At 32.0% G+C, this 18,223-nt stretch carries 15 protein-coding genes, 1 tRNA gene and 1 pseudogene; 10 read left to right on the forward strand and 7 right to left on the reverse strand.

All coding sequences use genetic code 11. The annotated features are described in order from the left end of the window. Positions 1-124: 124 nt before the first annotated feature. Together C7954_RS14150 and C7954_RS13605 are read right to left on the reverse strand one after the other, a co-directional pair. A pseudogene (locus C7954_RS14150) lies at positions 125-729 on the reverse strand (ISL3 family transposase). Positions 730-734: 5 nt separating this feature from the next. Then, on the reverse strand, positions 735-881 hold the full coding sequence (locus tag C7954_RS13605) for a hypothetical protein (RefSeq protein WP_166667671.1): 147 nt from the start codon (positions 879-881) through the stop codon (positions 735-737). Positions 882-1,032: 151 nt separating this feature from the next. Between C7954_RS13605 and C7954_RS03560 the strand changes: the two genes are divergently transcribed. The 4 genes from C7954_RS03560 to C7954_RS03575 all read left to right on the forward strand — a co-directional run bounded on the left by C7954_RS03560 (position 1,033) and on the right by C7954_RS03575 (position 6,918). Beyond that, positions 1,033-1,551 (forward strand): PAS domain-containing protein, encoded by a 519-nt coding sequence (locus C7954_RS03560; protein ID WP_134058744.1) that lies wholly within the window; start codon positions 1,033-1,035, stop codon positions 1,549-1,551. Between the two features lie 26 nt (positions 1,552-1,577). Then, on the forward strand, positions 1,578-3,293 hold the full coding sequence (locus C7954_RS03565; protein ID WP_134058747.1) for a sensor domain-containing diguanylate cyclase: 1,716 nt from the start codon (positions 1,578-1,580) through the stop codon (positions 3,291-3,293). Positions 3,294-3,343: 50 nt separating this feature from the next. Then, entirely contained in the window at positions 3,344-4,624 is a 1,281-nt protein-coding gene (locus tag C7954_RS03570) for an HD domain-containing phosphohydrolase (RefSeq protein WP_166667672.1), read from the forward strand. Between the two features lie 95 nt (positions 4,625-4,719). Then, positions 4,720-6,918, forward strand: a complete 2,199-nt coding sequence (locus C7954_RS03575) for a methyl-accepting chemotaxis protein (protein WP_134058752.1) — start codon at positions 4,720-4,722, stop codon at positions 6,916-6,918. A gap of 159 nt (positions 6,919-7,077) precedes the next feature. On the opposite strand, the gene C7954_RS03580 is transcribed toward C7954_RS03575, so the two are convergent. The 4 genes from C7954_RS03580 to C7954_RS03595 all read right to left on the reverse strand — a co-directional run bounded on the left by C7954_RS03580 (position 7,078) and on the right by C7954_RS03595 (position 9,838). Next, positions 7,078-7,713, reverse strand: a complete 636-nt coding sequence (locus C7954_RS03580) for a nitroreductase family protein (RefSeq protein WP_073160930.1) — start codon at positions 7,711-7,713, stop codon at positions 7,078-7,080. Positions 7,714-7,840: 127 nt separating this feature from the next. After that, positions 7,841-8,185: a DsrE family protein gene (locus C7954_RS03585; RefSeq protein WP_134058755.1), complete on the reverse strand. Its 345-nt coding sequence runs from the start codon at positions 8,183-8,185 to the stop codon at positions 7,841-7,843. A gap of 94 nt (positions 8,186-8,279) precedes the next feature. Continuing rightward, entirely contained in the window at positions 8,280-8,528 is a 249-nt protein-coding gene (locus tag C7954_RS03590; protein WP_134058758.1) for a redoxin domain-containing protein, read from the reverse strand. Between the two features lie 140 nt (positions 8,529-8,668). Further along, a complete protein-coding gene (locus C7954_RS03595) occupies positions 8,669-9,838 on the reverse strand; it encodes an iron-containing alcohol dehydrogenase (protein WP_089655299.1) in 1,170 nt (389 codons plus the stop codon). Positions 9,839-10,229: 391 nt separating this feature from the next. On the opposite strand from C7954_RS03595, the gene C7954_RS03600 reads away from it, so the two are divergent. The 3 genes from C7954_RS03600 (at position 10,230) to C7954_RS03610 (ending at position 12,738) form a co-directional block, all read left to right on the forward strand. Next, positions 10,230-11,549 carry a glucose-1-phosphate adenylyltransferase gene (locus C7954_RS03600; protein ID WP_134058761.1) on the forward strand — a complete coding sequence of 440 codons (1,320 nt, stop codon included), beginning with the start codon at positions 10,230-10,232 and terminating at the stop codon, positions 11,547-11,549. Between the two features lie 558 nt (positions 11,550-12,107). Next, the gene (locus tag C7954_RS03605; RefSeq protein ID WP_208320669.1) at positions 12,108-12,446 is read left to right on the forward strand and encodes a hypothetical protein; all 339 of its coding nucleotides are present in this window, start codon (positions 12,108-12,110) and stop codon (positions 12,444-12,446) included. Between the two features lie 204 nt (positions 12,447-12,650). Then, positions 12,651-12,738, forward strand: a tRNA-Ser gene (locus tag C7954_RS03610). Between the two features lie 145 nt (positions 12,739-12,883). Here the strand turns inward: C7954_RS03610 and C7954_RS03615 are convergent. Beyond that, entirely contained in the window at positions 12,884-13,147 is a 264-nt protein-coding gene (locus C7954_RS03615) for a hypothetical protein (RefSeq protein ID WP_073159372.1), read from the reverse strand. Between the two features lie 307 nt (positions 13,148-13,454). On the opposite strand from C7954_RS03615, the gene C7954_RS03620 reads away from it, so the two are divergent. From C7954_RS03620 to C7954_RS03630, 3 genes are all read left to right on the forward strand, one after another. Next, a complete protein-coding gene (locus C7954_RS03620) occupies positions 13,455-15,071 on the forward strand; it encodes a sigma 54-interacting transcriptional regulator (protein ID WP_073159374.1) in 1,617 nt (538 codons plus the stop codon). A gap of 348 nt (positions 15,072-15,419) precedes the next feature. Next, positions 15,420-16,649, forward strand: coding sequence for a methionine gamma-lyase (megL, locus tag C7954_RS03625; protein ID WP_073159376.1), 1,230 nt, complete (start codon positions 15,420-15,422; stop codon positions 16,647-16,649). A gap of 168 nt (positions 16,650-16,817) precedes the next feature. Further along, positions 16,818-18,170 carry a Na+/H+ antiporter NhaC family protein gene (locus tag C7954_RS03630; RefSeq protein ID WP_081374586.1) on the forward strand — a complete coding sequence of 451 codons (1,353 nt, stop codon included), beginning with the start codon at positions 16,818-16,820 and terminating at the stop codon, positions 18,168-18,170. The last annotated feature ends 53 nt before the right edge of the window (positions 18,171-18,223 follow it).

The raw sequence follows: 18,223 nt of genomic DNA on the forward strand, positions 1-18,223 counted from the left end.
GGAGATTAAATTACTTCAAGCCTGGGGAAAAGATACATTTTAAACTGAAAAATATTATTCAAATTAAAGGGGCTTATTTTAAAGTCCTTTGCTAATTTAATGCTTGATAATCACAAACTATTTGTCAAAGAATCTGATTCCAGAAAAGATTTAATTTAGACTGACTAACATTTTCATACCAGTGATTTAAAGCTTGAATAGACTCTTTAACATCAGGAATTTGTAATAAATCACAGAATTCTTCTTTTAGCTCCCATGCTTTATAAAGCATGGGAGCTAGTTTGAAGATCTCTATCAGCCTCTGATATCCGTCATCATCAAGTTTTTCACCAGCCATTAAAAGAGTGAGACTTGATTTGTAGAATTTAGTCCTATTTAGCAGGTGTCTGCTCCTTCTGTTCCTTGATTCTGAGCTTATCCAGAGCTTTATTGATAGATGGAACTTATCAACCACTATCTTAGCATGGGAAAGATAGTTTCTGTTACTGCTTTATATGGGATCCACATATCCATGGAGAAGTACTTGATCTGTTCTTTCAATTCCTCAGGCCAGGTATTGAAGTACTCGATTAGATCTTTCTTTTTACGGGAAGATAAAATATCAATTAACTTACCGTTAATCGGACCAGTTAGAGCAGCTGCGTATTTATGTTTTTTCTTAATTGTAAATTTATCTATACTGATAGCTTCAATTTCATCTAAAGTTGCAAGCTGAGCTTTTTCTATCATGAACTTCAGCTGTTTTTTTTACCGCAGATCGGACATTTAACATGATCTGTTTTATAGTCAACTACAAAAACTAAATATTCCTCTGTTTGAATTAAATATGTTGCAACCAGGTCTGGTAAATCCATTAAATCTGTGATAAACTTATTATGCATTTGCTTGACTCCTTTATTGAATTTTTTGTTGTCTCAAATAATTAATTCAACGGAGCCAGGCAGATGCCTTTTTTTATTTAGATATTTTTAGATTTACAGTTTTTTCTTTACAATATTAATTATACAACCACTAAAATCAACTAAAAATGAATTGGAAAATTTCAATAAACTTTATCAGACTTTTATAGATGCTAACGATAATCTAATTTATCTAAAAGATAATAAAATGAACTATTTATTTGTAAATGAAGCAGCTGCTGAATTTTATAATAAATCCAAAAAAGAAATAATCGGGAAGAATGATTATCAGATAAGCAATAGAGAATTTGCTAAATTTCGCAGATTAACTGATGACAAGGTTTACCATCAATTAATGGTTAGTAGTGAAAAGAAAAGAATAGTTGAAGAAGTTGAATGGAATGATAGAGTTTATAAGGTTACTAAATTCCCAGTAAAACTTTTAGATGGCAGTTATGGAGTGGGTGCATTTATTGGAGATATTACAGAACAATTTGAAAAAGAAAAGCAGATAAAATACCTTTTATATAGGGATAGTTTAACTGAGTTATATAATCGGCGTTTTTTTGAAGAAGAAATTAGTGATTGTGCAGGCAGCCAATTCGACCCAGATTTAGCAGCTGAATTTATTAATTTGATCAGAACCGAATAATATTTAATTAGATAGAGGTGAAAAAGTTGAAAGAAATAACTATTGAAGATAAAGCTGAAAAGAAAGGAACCGAAAAGATAATAAAAGAATTACATCAAATAGCTTTAGATTTTAAAGAATTAGAAACTGAAAAAGAAATTTTAGAAATAACTCTTAAAGCAGCTGAAAACCTTTTGAATTTTAATTTATGTAATATTCTTTTTGTTAAAGAAGAAAAATTTGTTTCCGCTGCTTCCAGCAGTGAGTTTGAAGAGGAAAAAAGATCAATATCAGATACGAGTATAGCAGCTAAAACCTATAACGAAAAGAGAAGTTTTATCATTGATGATTTGCAAAACCATCCAGAAGCTTTATCAGTTAAAAGTATATACAAATCCGCCCTTAGTATTCCGATTGGCAGGTATGGTGTTTTTCAGGCTGCGGCTCCTGATAAAAATTCTTTTACAGAAAATGATTTAGAACTGGCTGAAATTTTAATTTCACATTTTACAGCTGCCTTAGATAGAGTATATGCTCAAGATAAAATAACTGAACAAAAAAAATATTTAAGTACAGTTTTAAAAGCTATCCCCGAGATAATAATTTTACTGGATAAAGAGGGTAATTATTTAAATATTTTGACTTCAGATTCTGATGATTTAGTTGATGCCAGGGACAAGCTTATTGGTAAAAATGTTAAAAATATTTTACCTAAAAATATAGCAGATAAATATTTAAAATACTGCAAAATGGTTTATCAGGAAGAAAAGCAGAAAAGTTTTGATTATAGGCTTAATATTAAGGGACAAGAAAAATATTTTGATGTAATTTTTTCTCCTTTAACTTCAAAAGAAAAAAAGGATAAGATTATAGTATCAACTATCAGAAATATTACTGAATTGAAAATAAACGAAAACCAACTTAAAGAACAAAAAATATATTTTGAACAGCTTTTTAATAATTCTACCGAGGCAATTGTACTTTTAGATAATGATTTTCGAGTGTTAAAAATTAATAAAAAATTTGAGTCATTGTTTGGATTTAAAGAGAGTGAGCTTTTAAATAAAAATTTAGATGATTTTCTTCTTCCAGATGATTTTATTAAAAAAGGACGGGAATACACAAAAAAAGTAAAAAATGGTGAAAAAATTGAAGCTGAAAGTATTAGAAAAACTAAAAGTGGTGGGAAAATAAATGTATATTTACAGGGCTTTCCTATTAAACTGGTAGATGGGCAGATAGGTATTTACGCATTATATAAGGATATAACTGAAAGAAAAAAGAAAGAAAAGCAGATACAATACCTTTCCTTTCACGATGAGATAACAGGTCTATATAATAGAAGATATTTTGAAAATGAATTAAATCGATTAAATTCTTCACGAAAATATCCGATTACAATTGTAATTGGAGATCTTGATGAATTAAAAATGGTAAATGATACTTATGGTCATAAAAAGGGTGATGAGTATATAATTAATGCTGCAGATATTTTGAAATCGACAGCTAGAGCTGAAGATGTAGTCTCCCGCATAGGAGGAGATGAATTCGCTGTAATTTTACCAACTACTAACCAAAAAGAGGCGGAAAGTTTCTGTCAGCGACTACAACAAAATATTAATGAATTTAATAAGGGTGAAAAACTGGTAAAACCCTTATCTATTTCTTTAGGTTTTGAAGTGATGGAAGACAGCAGTCAGAGTTTAAGAGAGGTTTTTAATAAGGCGGACCAGAAGATGTATATTAATAAAGGGAGAAAATAAGGTGAAACAATTTATTGAGTTTATGAAAAATTATGAGAGGTGCGAGTAATATGAAGGAGAATTATAATTTTTATAACATTATAAAGTCATTAAGTTATGCAATGGATTTAATCAGTAAAACTTTAGTTGGCCATCATAAAAGAGTAGCTTATGTAAGCTATAGATTTGGCTTAAAGTTAGGTTTAGACATCAAAGAAATGAAAAAATTAATTGCAGCTTCTTTGCTTCATGATTTAGGTATATTTTATTTAGATCAGGAATATCAGGATTTAAATTCTGATGATGAAAATAATTTTCATGCTGAAGTAGGATATAAACTGCTTGAGCAAAACTATTTTGACCCTGAAATTGCTGATATTATTAGATATCATCACCATGATTATTCTAATAATCAAAATCAGTTAAGCAATATTATCCATCTTGCAGATCGAATAGTAGTTTTAATTTCAGATGGTAAATCAGTTTTAAATCAGGTTAACCATATAAAAAAAGTTATTGAGAACAATAAAGAACAATTTTGTCCTGAATGTCTAAAATTATTTCCAGAACTAATAGAAAATGAAGCATTTTGCCTGGATATAATTTCTGAGAAAGTGATAAGTAAGGAGCTGGATAACTTTTTTGAAGATATTGACTGGAAGCTGGATCTGGATGAATTAATTAATGTATCCAAATTAATCAGTCATATTACAGATTTTCGCAGTCCTTTTACTGCTGCTCATTCTCAGGGACTTGCTGCAGTAGCACCTGCTTTAGCAGAAAAGTATAATTACAGTAAAAGAGAATGTAAAGAAATTAAGGCTGCAGCTTACCTACATGATATTGGAAAATTAATGGTACCAACTGAAATCTTGAATAAAAAGGGAAAGCCTACAAAGAAAGAATGGAACATTTTAAGGAGTCATACATATTATACTTACCAGGCACTATCTACCAGTCCCAAATTAGATAAAATTAGAAATATGGCAGCTTATCACCATGAAAAGTTAGATGGTACTGGGTATCCATTTCAACTTGATAAAAAGGATTTAAATTTAAGTGAAAGAATTATGGCAGTGGCAGATATTTTTACTGCAATTACTGAAGATAGGCCTTACAGAAAGGGCATGAAAAAAAATAAAGTTGAAAAGATTTTGACAGAAATGAGTCTCAGTAATAAAATTGATAAAGATATCGTAGCAACCCTTTTAGAAAATTATAATGAGATTAACCAATTACGAATAGAGAAACAGAAGAATGCCAGTGATTATTATCAAGATTTTAGAGAAAAAATTAATGAGAAAAGGTTGTTTTATTTATTAAAAGAAACATCCAATGAATTATATAAATAGGAATCGTTATTTTAAAAAGCAGAGTAAATTATAAATTATATTTAAAATTTTGATGTAATTTAAGGATATAGGATTGCCAAAAAAGGGGGAAAGTTATGAAAAAAATAAATTTATCATTAAGGAATTTACTACTTTTAACTATCAGTCTTAGTATGATAATCATAATTTCGGTTTTAAGCTATTTTATTTATTCTAACATGTCAGCAGTGATTAAAGAACAGGAAAAAGAAAAAATTAATGCAATTTCAACAACAATGAAGATAAAATTAAACGACATGCAGGAAGAGGGAGAAATTGCAATCAGTTTGGTTGCTAAAAATACTGCAGTTCAAAAGGCATTTGCTGAGAGAAATAGGGAACTGCTTAAAGAAATGCTTTTAGAATCTTACCAGGACATAAATGAAGAAATGGCTCAATTTCATTTTCACCTACCTGACTCAACTTCTTTTTTAAGGTTACATAATCTAGAAAAATATGGAGATAATCTTTCATCTTTCCGTTTTACAGTCAATCAGGCAAATGAAAATAAAAAATTAGTTTCTGGAATTGAAGAAGGGAGAGGAGGATATGGTTTACGGGTAGTTTCTCCTATAGAATATCAGGGGGAACATTTGGGAACTGTTGAATTAGGGTCAAGTCTGGGCTCAGGTTTTTTAGAAGAAATCAAAACACAATTTAATGGTGATTATTATCTTTACTCCCTTACAGATAAGGAGAATATAAGCTGGGAAGAAGATAGCAGCAGCTGGATAGCAAGTACAGAAGATAATGATCCTTATGAAGTTAGTGGACAGCTAATTTCCCGTTTAGAAAAAGGGGAAACTATTATTGAAAGTCGAGGTAAAAGTAATCTTCTTTTACTACCGTTTAAAGATTATCAGGGAAAAGTGAGCGGATATTTCAAAGCTGCTTTTGATCGCAGTCAGTTAGTAAATAGCTTAAATACACTGGCCAGAAATGTTATTATTTTTGCTCTGATTGGAATTTTAATTACTTTAATTATTACTTTCTATATTTCAAAGAAGATCTTTGATCCCTTAGAAGATTTTGAAGGTATGTTTGCTGCTTTAGCACTTGGTAATTTAAATGTTTCATATCCAATTAAAACAGTAAAGTGCTCAGAAATTATGGATTGTGGTGAAGAAAGCTGTCCTGATTTTGATAGAGATGGTGTAACCTGCTGGTTTGATGTAGGATCTTATGCACCTGAGTTTGGTAAAGAAGTACACTGTCCTAAAATAACAACTGGAGAATATGAAGACTGTACTGAATGTAAAGTCTATAAAGAAGTAAATAAAAATGAAATAGAAAAATTGGGTGCCTGGTTTAATAAATTTGCAGATGTACTACGCGACTTGATTAGAGATATGATGGATATGTCAAATAATCTATCTGCTTCCAGCCAGGAGTTAACCGCAACTGGAGAAGAATTGTCAGCATCTGCTGAAGAAATTGGTGATGCAATGCAGACTGTGGCTTCTGGAGCAGAGGAACAGTCAGCTCAGGTTGAAGAAACATCTGCTACTATTGCAGAACTAAGAGAACAGATTAAGTCCGTTAATCAAAATTCTGATAATATGACAGAAAGATCTGAAAATGTAATGAATAATATTGAATCGGGTAATCAGGCTCTAAATAGTTCTGAAGAAAGTATTTCTCGGGTTAAAAATAATACTAAAACAACTGCAGAAGCTATTGATTCATTAGGTCAGTCTTCAGAAAAAATAGGTGAAATAGTTAATTTAATCAATGGGATTTCTGAACAGACAAATCTTTTAGCCTTAAATGCTGCTATTGAAGCTGCCAGAGCAGGAGAAGCTGGAAGAGGTTTTTCAGTAGTGGCAGAAGAAATTAGAGAGCTGGCAGAACAGTCGTCTAATGCAACTGATGATATAGCTAAATTAATTAAATCAATTCAAAAAGATGTTGAAAAAGCGGTAGAAAATATGGATGAAAATGAAGAAGCCGTAGAGGAAAGTGTGGAGGCAATAAATGTAACAGCTTCCTCTTTTGGAAAAATAACAAATGAAGCTGAAGATTTAGAGACTTTAATTATTAATATAAGAAATGAAGTCGAAAAAATGAATCAAAATAGTGTTCATGTGAAAAATTCAGTGGATGAGATTGCTGATGTCAGTGAACAGGCAGCTGCTAATGCAGAAGAAGTAGCTGCTTCCAGTGAAGAACAGGCTGCTTCAACTCAAACAGTTGTAAATGCTTCAGAAGAATTGGTTGATATGGTTGAAAAATTAAATAATATTGTTTCCAGATTTAATCTTGAGGATAAAGAATAAATTATCATTTAAAACCAAAGTTAAAATTAAGCTCGGTACTAATAAAGGAGTTTTCCTCTTTTCATTAACCATAATATCTGCAGGGAAACTCCTTTATTATATGATATGCTCACAAATACTTTTTTGTGGTAAAAAATTATATAGGTTAGTTGATAATTTCTACTTAATCCAGGTTACAACTTCAGATAGGTCCTTTCTTTTGGGAGAATTCACTTCTTCAGCCGGAACACCAAGAGGTGTAATTAAGGCTAGATAATATTTATCTTTATCTATACCCAGATATGATTGAATCTCCAAAGCTGCATAATTCTGACTTGTCATCCAGCAGGTTCCATAACCCATATCTGCTGCTTTTAACATAAAGTTTTCTGCAGCGGCTCCTATATTCTGAATTCCTGGATCTGCTTTAAGCAGAGTTTTTATTTCAGATTCAGAAGAACCGGCTCTTTCCATAATATCCTGTCCTGTTACCGGATAATCTGAAGCAAAAATCAGTACAAGCACGGGTGCTTCTTTAAAATGAGTACTGAATTTTAAATATCTTTTAAAATTCTTTTTTAAATCTTCATCTTTTATCAAAGCTCTTAATTTATTATTTTTAACTGAAATAATTTCAGCTATATCATTTATCTTTTCACTATTTTTAACAATTACAAAATGCCAGTTCTGAATATTTTTGCCGGAAGGTGCTTTTACTGCTGCCTTCAGCATTTCTTCGATATCTTTATCAGGAACGTCATCATCTGTAAATTTTCTCACACTACAGCGCTTGTCGAAAATATCATTTTTTTCCATAATTAAACCAACCTCCATTATTATTGTTTAAATTAAATATATCAAAAATATTTTTGCAAAACCCCTTCTTAAATAATTAAATCAAGGTTATAATAATTTTTATCTCATAGTAATAATCATTAGATGTTTAAAATGTTATAATGTTAGCTTCACTTTTAATGTAATCAGTTAATGGTACACCCATATATTTAACATCAATACCCAGTTCTGCTAAATCATCGACAACACCATACTGATCAGCACATGCCTGACAGGCTTCAACTTCAATTCCTTCTTCGATAAATTCTTTAATCTGCTCCTGCAGTTCCTGATCCTTACTTAACAGTTTTGAGGAGGGTCCCCAAACTATAAATTTAATATCCTGCCACCATCCTCTTGTTTTAGCATTAAGCGTGTACATAAAAACCATTTTTTTAGCTACTTCTTTATCTCCACTTGTCCATAAAACAACTAAACTATTTTTATCTGCCATTTTATTCAACTCCTCTTATTTGTTTAATTTACAAATTATTAATTATTGTCTGGGGGTCTGTGCGAACAGTATAATCTATATTCAGATCGACAAATTATATTTTCCCTTCCTGATTTATAATATAGACTGCAGGCACAGGTAAAATCCACTCATCAAGTCCATTATACTCTGCAATATCAAGTTCAAAGCCCTGGTACACTTCTTTAACAGCAGCTGGAACTTCAAATAACACTTCATAATCAGCTGCAGTTTCTCCTCTTTGATCACTTAAGAGTTCAAAATCCAGTTCTTCCTTTTCTTTCTGGCTGAGAGTATTAGTCGGAGTCTGAGGACTAACAGCAATTAACTGTTAACTGTGCACCTTTTTGTTTAATTTCAGGCAGTGCCTGGTCTCCAAGCTCCAGACCATCAACTTCACCTGATTCTTCTGGTTTCTTATTGGCTTCTGTAATCTTTTGTTGAATTTCTGTTTATTGAAGTTGTTTATTTATAGGCCTTCTGATAAATATCTACAGTGTCTTCTAAACTTAATTCGCTTCTATCACACTGAAAAAGTTCTCCCATAGTTTCTCTCGCATTTTCTGCCATTGCCTCAAATTCATCTTCTTTAATTCCATAATTAGACATCTTAAGCTCTGCTACCCCACATTTTTGCTGCAGCTGTTCGAGAGCTGTAAGGAAATCTTCTGCTTTTTCGGCATCATCTTTTCCCAGAGCTTTTGCCAGTTCAATAAATCTCTCTTCAGCAGCTCCTCTTTCTATCATTTTGCCAAAATATGCCCTGCTAAGCATAATTAAACCAGAACCATGCGGAAGCTCCTGGTGAAAAGCAGACATTGCGTGTTCTAAAGAGTGCTGACTTGTTAATGCACCTACTTCCATTACTAAACCGGATAAAGTGTTAGCAAAGGCTACTTTCTCTCTTGCCTTTAGATTATCTCCATTTTCTACAGCTTTTGGTAGTCCTTCAGCTATATTTTTAACAGCGGTAATTGCATACATATCGCTCATTTTATTGGTAAATTTAGACAGATATCCTTCTATACTGTGAAATAGGGCATCAAAACCCTGAAATGCAGTATATTTTGGCGGAACTGTGGTCATTAGTTCTGGATCAACAACTGCTATTTCAGGCAGAAGATCGGGATGTATAAATCCAATTTTCTCATTAGTTTCTGAATTAGTAATTACAGTCCCTCTATCAATTTCAGATCCTGTTCCAGCTGTAGTTGTAATTGCAATTACAGGGAGTGGAGTATTTTTAACTTCTTTACCTTTACCAGTTCCACCGGGAATATAATCCCAGTAATCACCTTCATTAACAGCCATCAGTGCAATTGATTTGGCGGCATCCATACTGCTTCCTCCACCAAGTGCCACTACAAAATCACAATTATTATCTGCGGCCATTCTGGCACCTGCCATAACTGTTGATTTTAAGGGATTTGCTTCTATCTGATCAAATAAAACAGTTTCTGCTCCAGCTTTTTTAAGCTGTTCTTCTGTTTTTTCTAAATAACCGTACTTTTTGGCAGAGGTTCCATTTGAGATAACAATTAAAGCTTTCTTACCAGGTAATTCCTCTTGATGCAGATTATTTAGCTGTCCAGATCCAAACAATAATTTTGTCGCTATATCCATTTTAAAACTCATCATTATAACCTCCGAATTTAATTTTTTCTTTTCTATCTTCTTGTTTAATAGCTTATCATCTCGAGTTAACTCCAGGTCAAGTTTTTTAAAAAATAATTATGGATAAGGTTGTTAATATCTCAGAAAGTTCAATAATTAGAACGTTTATACGATCATTATCTGTTAAATGCTCAATGCTGTCATCAATGATTCTACCAGTTGGAAGGATAATAAATATTTTGGAAATAATGGTGCTAACTTTAAAATAGAAAAATAAAGGAAAAATAAAAGAAGTCGAGAATTATAATAATGTAATAATTCAGACAATTTATCCATCTCTATAATCTGCAGTATATAATATATTCCAATTGACCATATCTTATTAATTGGTAGATAAAAGGAGGAATATATAATGAGAACATTAGCATTAATTCTGGCAGGTGGAAGAGGAAGCAGGCTTGATATTTTATCAGCTCACAGGGCAAAACCTGGAGTTCCTTTTGCAGGTAAATTCAGATTGATTGATTTTGCTCTCAGTAACTGCGTTAACTCGGGTATCTACAATGTTGGTGTTTTGACTCAATATTTACCTCATTCGCTTAATAGACATATCGGAATTGGTAAACCCTGGGATCTGGATCGAAAAAAAGGCGGAGTCACTATTTTACAGCCTTTTAGAGGAAAGCCAGGAGATACAGATTGGTATGAGGGAACTGCTCATGCAATTTATAAAAATATTAGTTTTATTAAAAGCAATGGCCCAGAAGAGGTGATTATTCTTTCAGGTGATCATGTCTATGAGATGGATTACAGTAAGATGGTAAATTACCATCGCGAAAAAGGAGCAGATTTAACTGTTGCTGCTCAACCTGTAGATTATAAAGATGCCAGTCGTTTTGGAATTTTAGATCATGCACCTGACTTCGAGGTAACTGATTTTGTAGAAAAACCTGCAGATCCTCCCAGCAATCTTGCTTCAATGGGAATCTATGTTTTTAAAACAGATGTACTGTTAGATCTTTTAAAGCAGAATTGCAATCAGCAAAATTCAGATTTTGGACATCATATTATTCCACCGATGATTGAAAATCAAGATCAAAAAGTATATCTATATAAATACGATGATTACTGGAGAGATGTAGGGACTCTTGAGTCGTACTGGGAAACTAGCCTGGAACTGGCAAAATCAATACCAGAATTAAATCTTTATGATGAAAGTTGGAAACTGCATACACGAAGCGAAGAAAAACCTCCTGCTAAATTTGGGAAATATGGAGGAGCTTCCTGCAGCCTAATTTCAAATGGGGCGATTATTAATGGTATTGTAGAAAATTCCATTATAAGTCCAGGTGTCTATATTGAAAAAGGAGCAGTTGTTCGTAATTCAATTGTTTTTAATGACAGCGTTATTCGAAGTAATTCAATTGTTGATAAAGCAATTATTGATAAGGAAGTAGAAATAAAAGCAAACTGTAAGATTGGGGATGGAGATGACCATACTCCCAATAGAGATAAACCTGATCTGTTGGCTAGTGGTTTAAATATTATAGCAAAAAGAGCTACTATTCCAGAAGGTACAGTAATGGGCAGAAATTGCAGAGTTTTCTCTTATGTCGGTGAAGAAAACTTCCCTAATAAACATATTTCTAGCGGCAGTACAATTACATCCGAACAGGGCGAAAAAATTACGGCAGGAGATGAAGATAAAATAGAAGAATTAAGTATTTCATAATTAAAAATTGTTGATTTTAATGATTTGCCATAGGTTTACTGTTAAATTTAGACGCACTTAAATTGGGTAGCTTAAAATAATGTTTTAAAAACACTGAAAAATTAGCTGGACGTTAATTCTTCAAAATTAGCTGGTTAAATTAAAAATATATATTATTCACCAAATAATTTTGTTTTCTTATGCTGAGGGGATATCGTAGTTTTCTGGAGGATAACCATAACCTCGTTATTTAGCGTGATACCCCTCGCTTCCATAAATGTGGATTAAATACGTTAAACTTTAAAGTTAGTATTTAACGGTAGGTTGTTGCTATAATTTTACATTAAGGTAAAATGAGTATCTCTATGCATTTTTTCTAAAAAGCTATTGATAAATAGAGTTTCCCCATTTTTTATTTAGAAACAAATCAAAAGTTATCAACAGGCAAATTTGTGGATAATTCTCCTTCAAAACTGATGAGAATTAGTTATCAACAGATTACGCAAAAAAGGTGAAACAAGCTCCGATTTTTGGTATAATTAATTCACCACAAAAAACCAAAAAGGAGTTGTTTCACCTATGATTAATTATAGCAGACTTATCTATAAATTGAAACGAAATTTATCAACTTTTTCAAATAAAATTACTAAAAATCTAACTAAACCTAAAAGCAAATTTTTCTTTCAAGTCTTATATGGATTGTTAGAAAATCAGACTGTTTTATTAAGTGAGATTTCCAGAGCTTTAAAAGAAAAAATTTCGTTAAAAAAGACTATTGATCGCCTGTCAAGAAATTTAAAAAATTTTGATAATAAAGATTTTAAAAGTCAAAATATAGAAATATTAAAAGGCTTAGATTTTGTTAAAAAACATTTTGGTAACAGAGGTATTTATACTGCTGACCGCTGGTATATTTGAGATTTTAAAAAAGAGTCGCACAGGAATAAAAAGTTTTTTAAATTCAAATATCAAATTTAAAAGATCACAACAGCCTAACCTGTTCAGTTTGCAGCAATGTTAAGGATATCAAAAGGTTATTAATTGTGATTTTGGGGAAACTCTATCTAAATATCTCTTGACAGAAATAGATATCTATAGTACAATATTATTCGTGACATAAGTGGAGAGATGTCCGAATTGGCTAAGGAGCCGGACTTGAAATCCGGTGAAGCCGAAAGGTGTCAGGGTTCGAGTCCCTGTCTCTCCGCCATTGAATATTAAGGGCTGATGCCCATTTTAGAAACCTGCCGAGAGGCGGGTTTTTCTGTCTTCAAGTATCAATAATATAAGTTAAAATTTTCAATCTGATAATAATAAATCCTTGTAATTTTCAAGAGCTTCATCAAATTTATAATCTATTTCAATGTATCTGCAGTTTTGTCTAAATCTCTAAGAACTATTGCAATAGTTCTTTCTCCCTGATAAAAGCTCATATATAGAGGGGTAGCATAATCTGTCATCTGATGGATTGATACATTCATTTGTCCTGTAGTAGAATCTTCATCCTGGTAAACTGTCCATTCATCAAAAATTTCTACTACTGCTTCAGCGTAAATAGTGGTATTCAAAATAAATATAGCTGCCAGTAAGACTATAAGTGTCAAAGCATATTTTTTCATAAGGTTTTCCTTTCTGTTTAAGAATATAATTTAAGCAATTATAGTTATTAATTTTTTTAATATGAAAAAGTATACAACATATTTTCCGAAAAATCAAACAAAAGCAGGAGAACTTTGTTTTTGATTTTGTGGTTTATTTTAAACCCTGGCTAGAAATTGTAATATTTCATCTTTAATATATTCTATGTTATAATTTAAATAATATGTGGATGTTATTTTATAGAAGTTATTTTTTGCCTTTATAACTGCCCAGACATGTATTTTCTAATTTTAACCACTAAAATAGATTTTTCTGAAAGGAGAAAATATGAGCTGTTCTTTTAAGATAGATGTTATTGATATGCCTGGAGTAACAAGCCGCCTGCTTAATCTTGTTGATGATTTAAATATCAATTTGATGGCTATGGAGGTAGTTCCTGGAGAAATTTATATTCGAGTTGGTGATCTGCCGGAGTGTAAAAAGGTAAAAAGAGAAGAACTGCTTGTTGAATTAAAACGCTTAGATTTTGTAAAAGAAGTGTCTGATATAGAATATATGCCCTTTGAAGTCAAAGAACAGGAATTAAAGACTGTAATGAATAATTTAAAAGAGGGTATTGTTGCTATTGATAAATATGGGAAAATTAGTACAATGAATAAGTCAGCTGAGGTTATCTTAAATGTTTCACTAAAAAAATCTATCGGAAAAGATATTAGAGACATTTTAGATTCAGATCGGTTTCCCATTATTGAGAGTTTAAAAAAGAAAAAGAAGATAGAAAATGAAGAGATTTTAATTGAAGGAGATTATGGCAAGTCTCACTATTTTACCACAACTACCCCGATTTTTGATGAAGATAATAATCTAATTGGAGCAGTTGCTTCAATGAAAGATATTGATGAAGTAAGAAAACTATATAATACAATTCACGAAACACCTAAAATTGAATTTAATGATATTATTCATCAAAGTGAAAAAATGGAGCGGCTAATTGAATATGCAAAAAGGTCAGCTAAAAATGATTCAACAATATTTATTAGAGGAGAAAGCGGGACAGGAAAAGAACTTTTTGCCAGAGCTATTTATTCTGCCAGTTCCAGAAGCCAGGAACCCTTTGTTGCTGTAAACTGTGCTGCTTTACCTGATTCTTTATTAGAAAGTGAGCTTTTTGGTTATGAAGAAGGATCTTTTACCGGTGCCAAAAAGGGAGGTAAACAGGGACTTTTTGAAATTGCGGATAAAGGTACAATATTCTTAGATGAAATTGGAGAAATGTCAGCACATCTGCAGGCAAAACTTTTAAGAACTCTGGAACAAAATCAGATTAGAAAAGTTGGTGGAGATCAGGTTATTAATATTGATGTGAGGGTCATTGCTGCGACAAATAGAAAAATTGAGGAGATGATCAGGGAAAATAAGTTTAGAGAAGACTTATATTACAGACTCAATGTAATCCCAATAATTATTCCTCCTTTAAGGGAAAGAAGAGAAGATTTATTTGCCTTAAGTAAATATTTCATTTGGAAAATCACCAATAAAATGAGAATTCCTAACAAACATTTAAGTCCACAAGCTAAAAAAAAGATAATGAGTTACGATTGGCCGGGAAATGTGCGTGAGCTTAAAAATGTCTTAGAAAGAGCAATTAATTTTGTTTCCTCATTAGAAATTACTGCAGATGATATTATATTTGATAGATTAAGACTGCAAAACAACAATTACTTAAATAGAGAAGCTGGAGATTATAATAAAGATAGTTTACTAAAAGGTAATTATGTTGATATTAAAGAAATATCGTCGATTAAAAAAATGGTAGGTGAATTAGAAAAACTTGTGATTTCTCATACCTTAAATGAAGAACAAAGCCTGCGCAAAGCTGCAGAAGTACTTGGAGTCTCTCATACTACTGTTTTAAATAAGGCTAAAAAATATAATTTGAAATAAAACTTTCCACTTGTAAAGAAATCTTTACAGTAGATTTTAGCCATAAATTGAAGTTATTTAGACTTAATCAACTTTAACCGACTTTGAATCTATCTATAGTGCTGTAAACATTATTTAACATTATTCTAAATTTTAAAACAATTTATACTAATTTTAAAATTAACAATTAATTAATTATAATTTAAAAAAATAATTTTATTACTATAATGACTGTTATAACAGTCATTATCAAGAAAAACCCTCTAAATTATTAAATTGTGGCACACTAATTGCATTATAATATAGGTGAAAGTAATTCAACAAATAAAGTTTTATTTAAATTTAAATTAATTACAGGGGGTTTTTATTTTGGAAAAGAAAGATTTAGGAAAATTAGGTTTTCAGTCACTTTGTTGTCATGCAGGTCAGCATGCAGATCCACAGACAGGTGCTCACAACACACCAATTTATCAAACTTCAACCTTTGCCTTTAAAAATGTTCAGGATGGAGCAGACAAATTTGCTGGAGAAAAAGAAGGATATATTTACACAAGACTTGGTAACCCAACTCAGAGTGCTCTAGAAGAAAAAATGGCAGCTTTAGAAGGTGCAGAAGCAGCAATTGCTACAGCTTCTGGTATGTCAGCGATTTCTGCATCTGTAATGGCGGTTGCTTATGCTGGAGATCATATTCTTGCTCATGACTGTCTATATGGATGTACTCACTCTTTAATGGAAGAGATTCTGCCTAGATATGGAATTGAAGTAACATTTGCAGATTTATCTGATTTAGACAATGTAGATGAGTATCTGCAGGATAATACTAAACTTGTTTATTTAGAAACACCTTCAAATCCAACTCTAAACTTAGTTGATATTGAAGAAATCAGCAAAAAAGCTCACGCGGCAGGAGCAAAAGTAATTGTAGATAATACTTTTATGACTCCTTATCTTCAAAATCCATTAGCTTTAGGTGCAGATATGGTTGTTCACAGTGCAACAAAATATATTGGCGGCCATGGTGACGCTATTGCCGGTATTATAGCTGGTAAAGAAGAAATGCTAGCTGAAATTAGAATGACTACACTTAAAGATTTTGGTGGAATCATTAGTCCATTTAATGCTTGGTTATTACTAAGAGGTCTAAAAACTCTTCCAATTCGTGTTGACAAGCATACAGAAAATGCAATGGAAGTTGCTGAATTCTTAGAAGCTCATGATAAAGTAGAAAGAGTATTCTATCCAGGTTTAGAAAGTCATCCTCAGCATGATTTAGCTAAAAAGCAGGCATCTGGTTTTGGTAGTATGATTAGTTTTGAGTTAAAAGGTGGCTATGCTGCAGGTGAGAAGATGATGAACAATGTTAACTTAGCAACTCTGGCAGTTAGTTTAGGTGATGTTGATACATTAATTCAGCATCCAGCTTCAATGACTCATGCTCCAGTACCTCGTGAAGAAAGATTAGCGGCTGGAATTACAGATGGATTAGTCAGAATTTCAATTGGTATTGAAGATGTTGAAGATATTATTGCTGATTTAGATAACTCTTTATCAGTATTAGCTGATGTCGAAGAAGATGAATCCTTAGCAACAGTTTAAGCTTAAAAATAAACTGTTCAATTATAAACTATTTAAATTAAAATCTTAAATTAAGATCTACAAAATAAAAATACTGTATAAGACAGATCCTCCTGAAATACGGAGGATCTTATAAGGGGATAATACTCAGAAAATTTTAAAAATAAATTTAATGGGGGTTAAGTATAAATGAAAAATAAAGTTGAAAAACTGGATAAAGGAAATCCTGTTGCACTAATACCTTTATTTGTCTTTTTAGTATTATATCTAGGAATGGGTATTTACTTTTCTATGCAGGGAGTGGAAATGGCATTTTACCAGTTTCCTGCTCCAATTGCTGCTCTAGTCGGAATTATTGTTGCTTTCTTTATGGCTTCAGGTTCAATGGAAGAAAGAGTTTCATCTTTTATTAAAGGAGCTGGAGAAAATAATGTTATTATAATGTGTATGATCTATCTGCTTGCTGGGGCTTTTTCAGCTGTTTCCCAAGCAGTAGGTGGAGTAGATGCAACTGTTAACTTAGGTCTCTCAATTATCCCATCTCAGTTTTTATTACCTGGATTATTTTTAATAGCAGCTTTTATCGCAACTGCTATGGGTACTTCAATGGGAACAATTGGCGCTGTAGTTCCAATTGCTGTTGGTATTGCTTCTAAAGCTGCACTACCATTACCATTAACTATCAGTGCTGTTATTGGGGGAGCAATGTTTGGTGATAATCTTTCCATTATCTCTGATACTACAATTGCTGCAACTCAAACTCAGGGTGTTGAGATGCGGGATAAGTTTAAAATGAACCTTTTAATCGTTTTGCCGGCTGCTATCATTACTTTAATATTCCTCTTTTTTGTAGGGGACACAGCAGTTCAGGCTTCACAATATTCTTATGAAATTATTAAAGTAGTTCCCTATATTGCTGTTTTAGTCTTTGCCTTAATCGGTGTCAATGTTTTTATGGTTTTATTTGGTGGAATGCTTTTATCAGGTTTAATTGGTATTATATTTGGTGATTTTACGTTTATTGCAATGGCTCAGGAAGCATATGCTGGTTTTAATAGTATGACAGAGGTCTTCTTCTTATCCATGTTTGCCGGAGGTTTGGCAGCGATGATCCGGAAAGAAGGCGGATTACAGTATCTAATTTATGCAATTTCCAGTCGAATTAAAAACACTAAAGGTGCAGAACTTGGAATTGCAGCCTTAGTTAGTGTTACAGATGTTTGTACAGCAAATAATACAGTTGCTATTATCATTAGTGGACCACTTGCTAGAAATATAGCAATCGAAAATAATGTTGATTTACGCCGTAGTGCTAGTCTTTTAGATATTTTTGCCTGTGTCTGGCAGGGAATAATTCCATATGGAGCTCAGATCTTATTAGCGGGTTCATTAGCTAAAATTTCTCCAATTCAAATTATTCCTAATCTACATTATAATTTCTTAGTTTTAATTGCGGGTCTCTTAGCTATTTACTTTGCTTTCCCAAGTGCGGATAAACTTTTTGCTGAAAAAGCACCGGCACAGCAAAAAGAGAGTGCATAATTTAAATTGATGATTTAATTCAAAAACATATAAATAAAAGGTAACTAGAATAA

The sequence above is a fragment of the Halanaerobium congolense genome (assembly GCF_004366375.1).
GTDB classification, from domain to species: domain Bacteria; phylum Bacillota; class Halanaerobiia; order Halanaerobiales; family Halanaerobiaceae; genus Halanaerobium; species Halanaerobium congolense.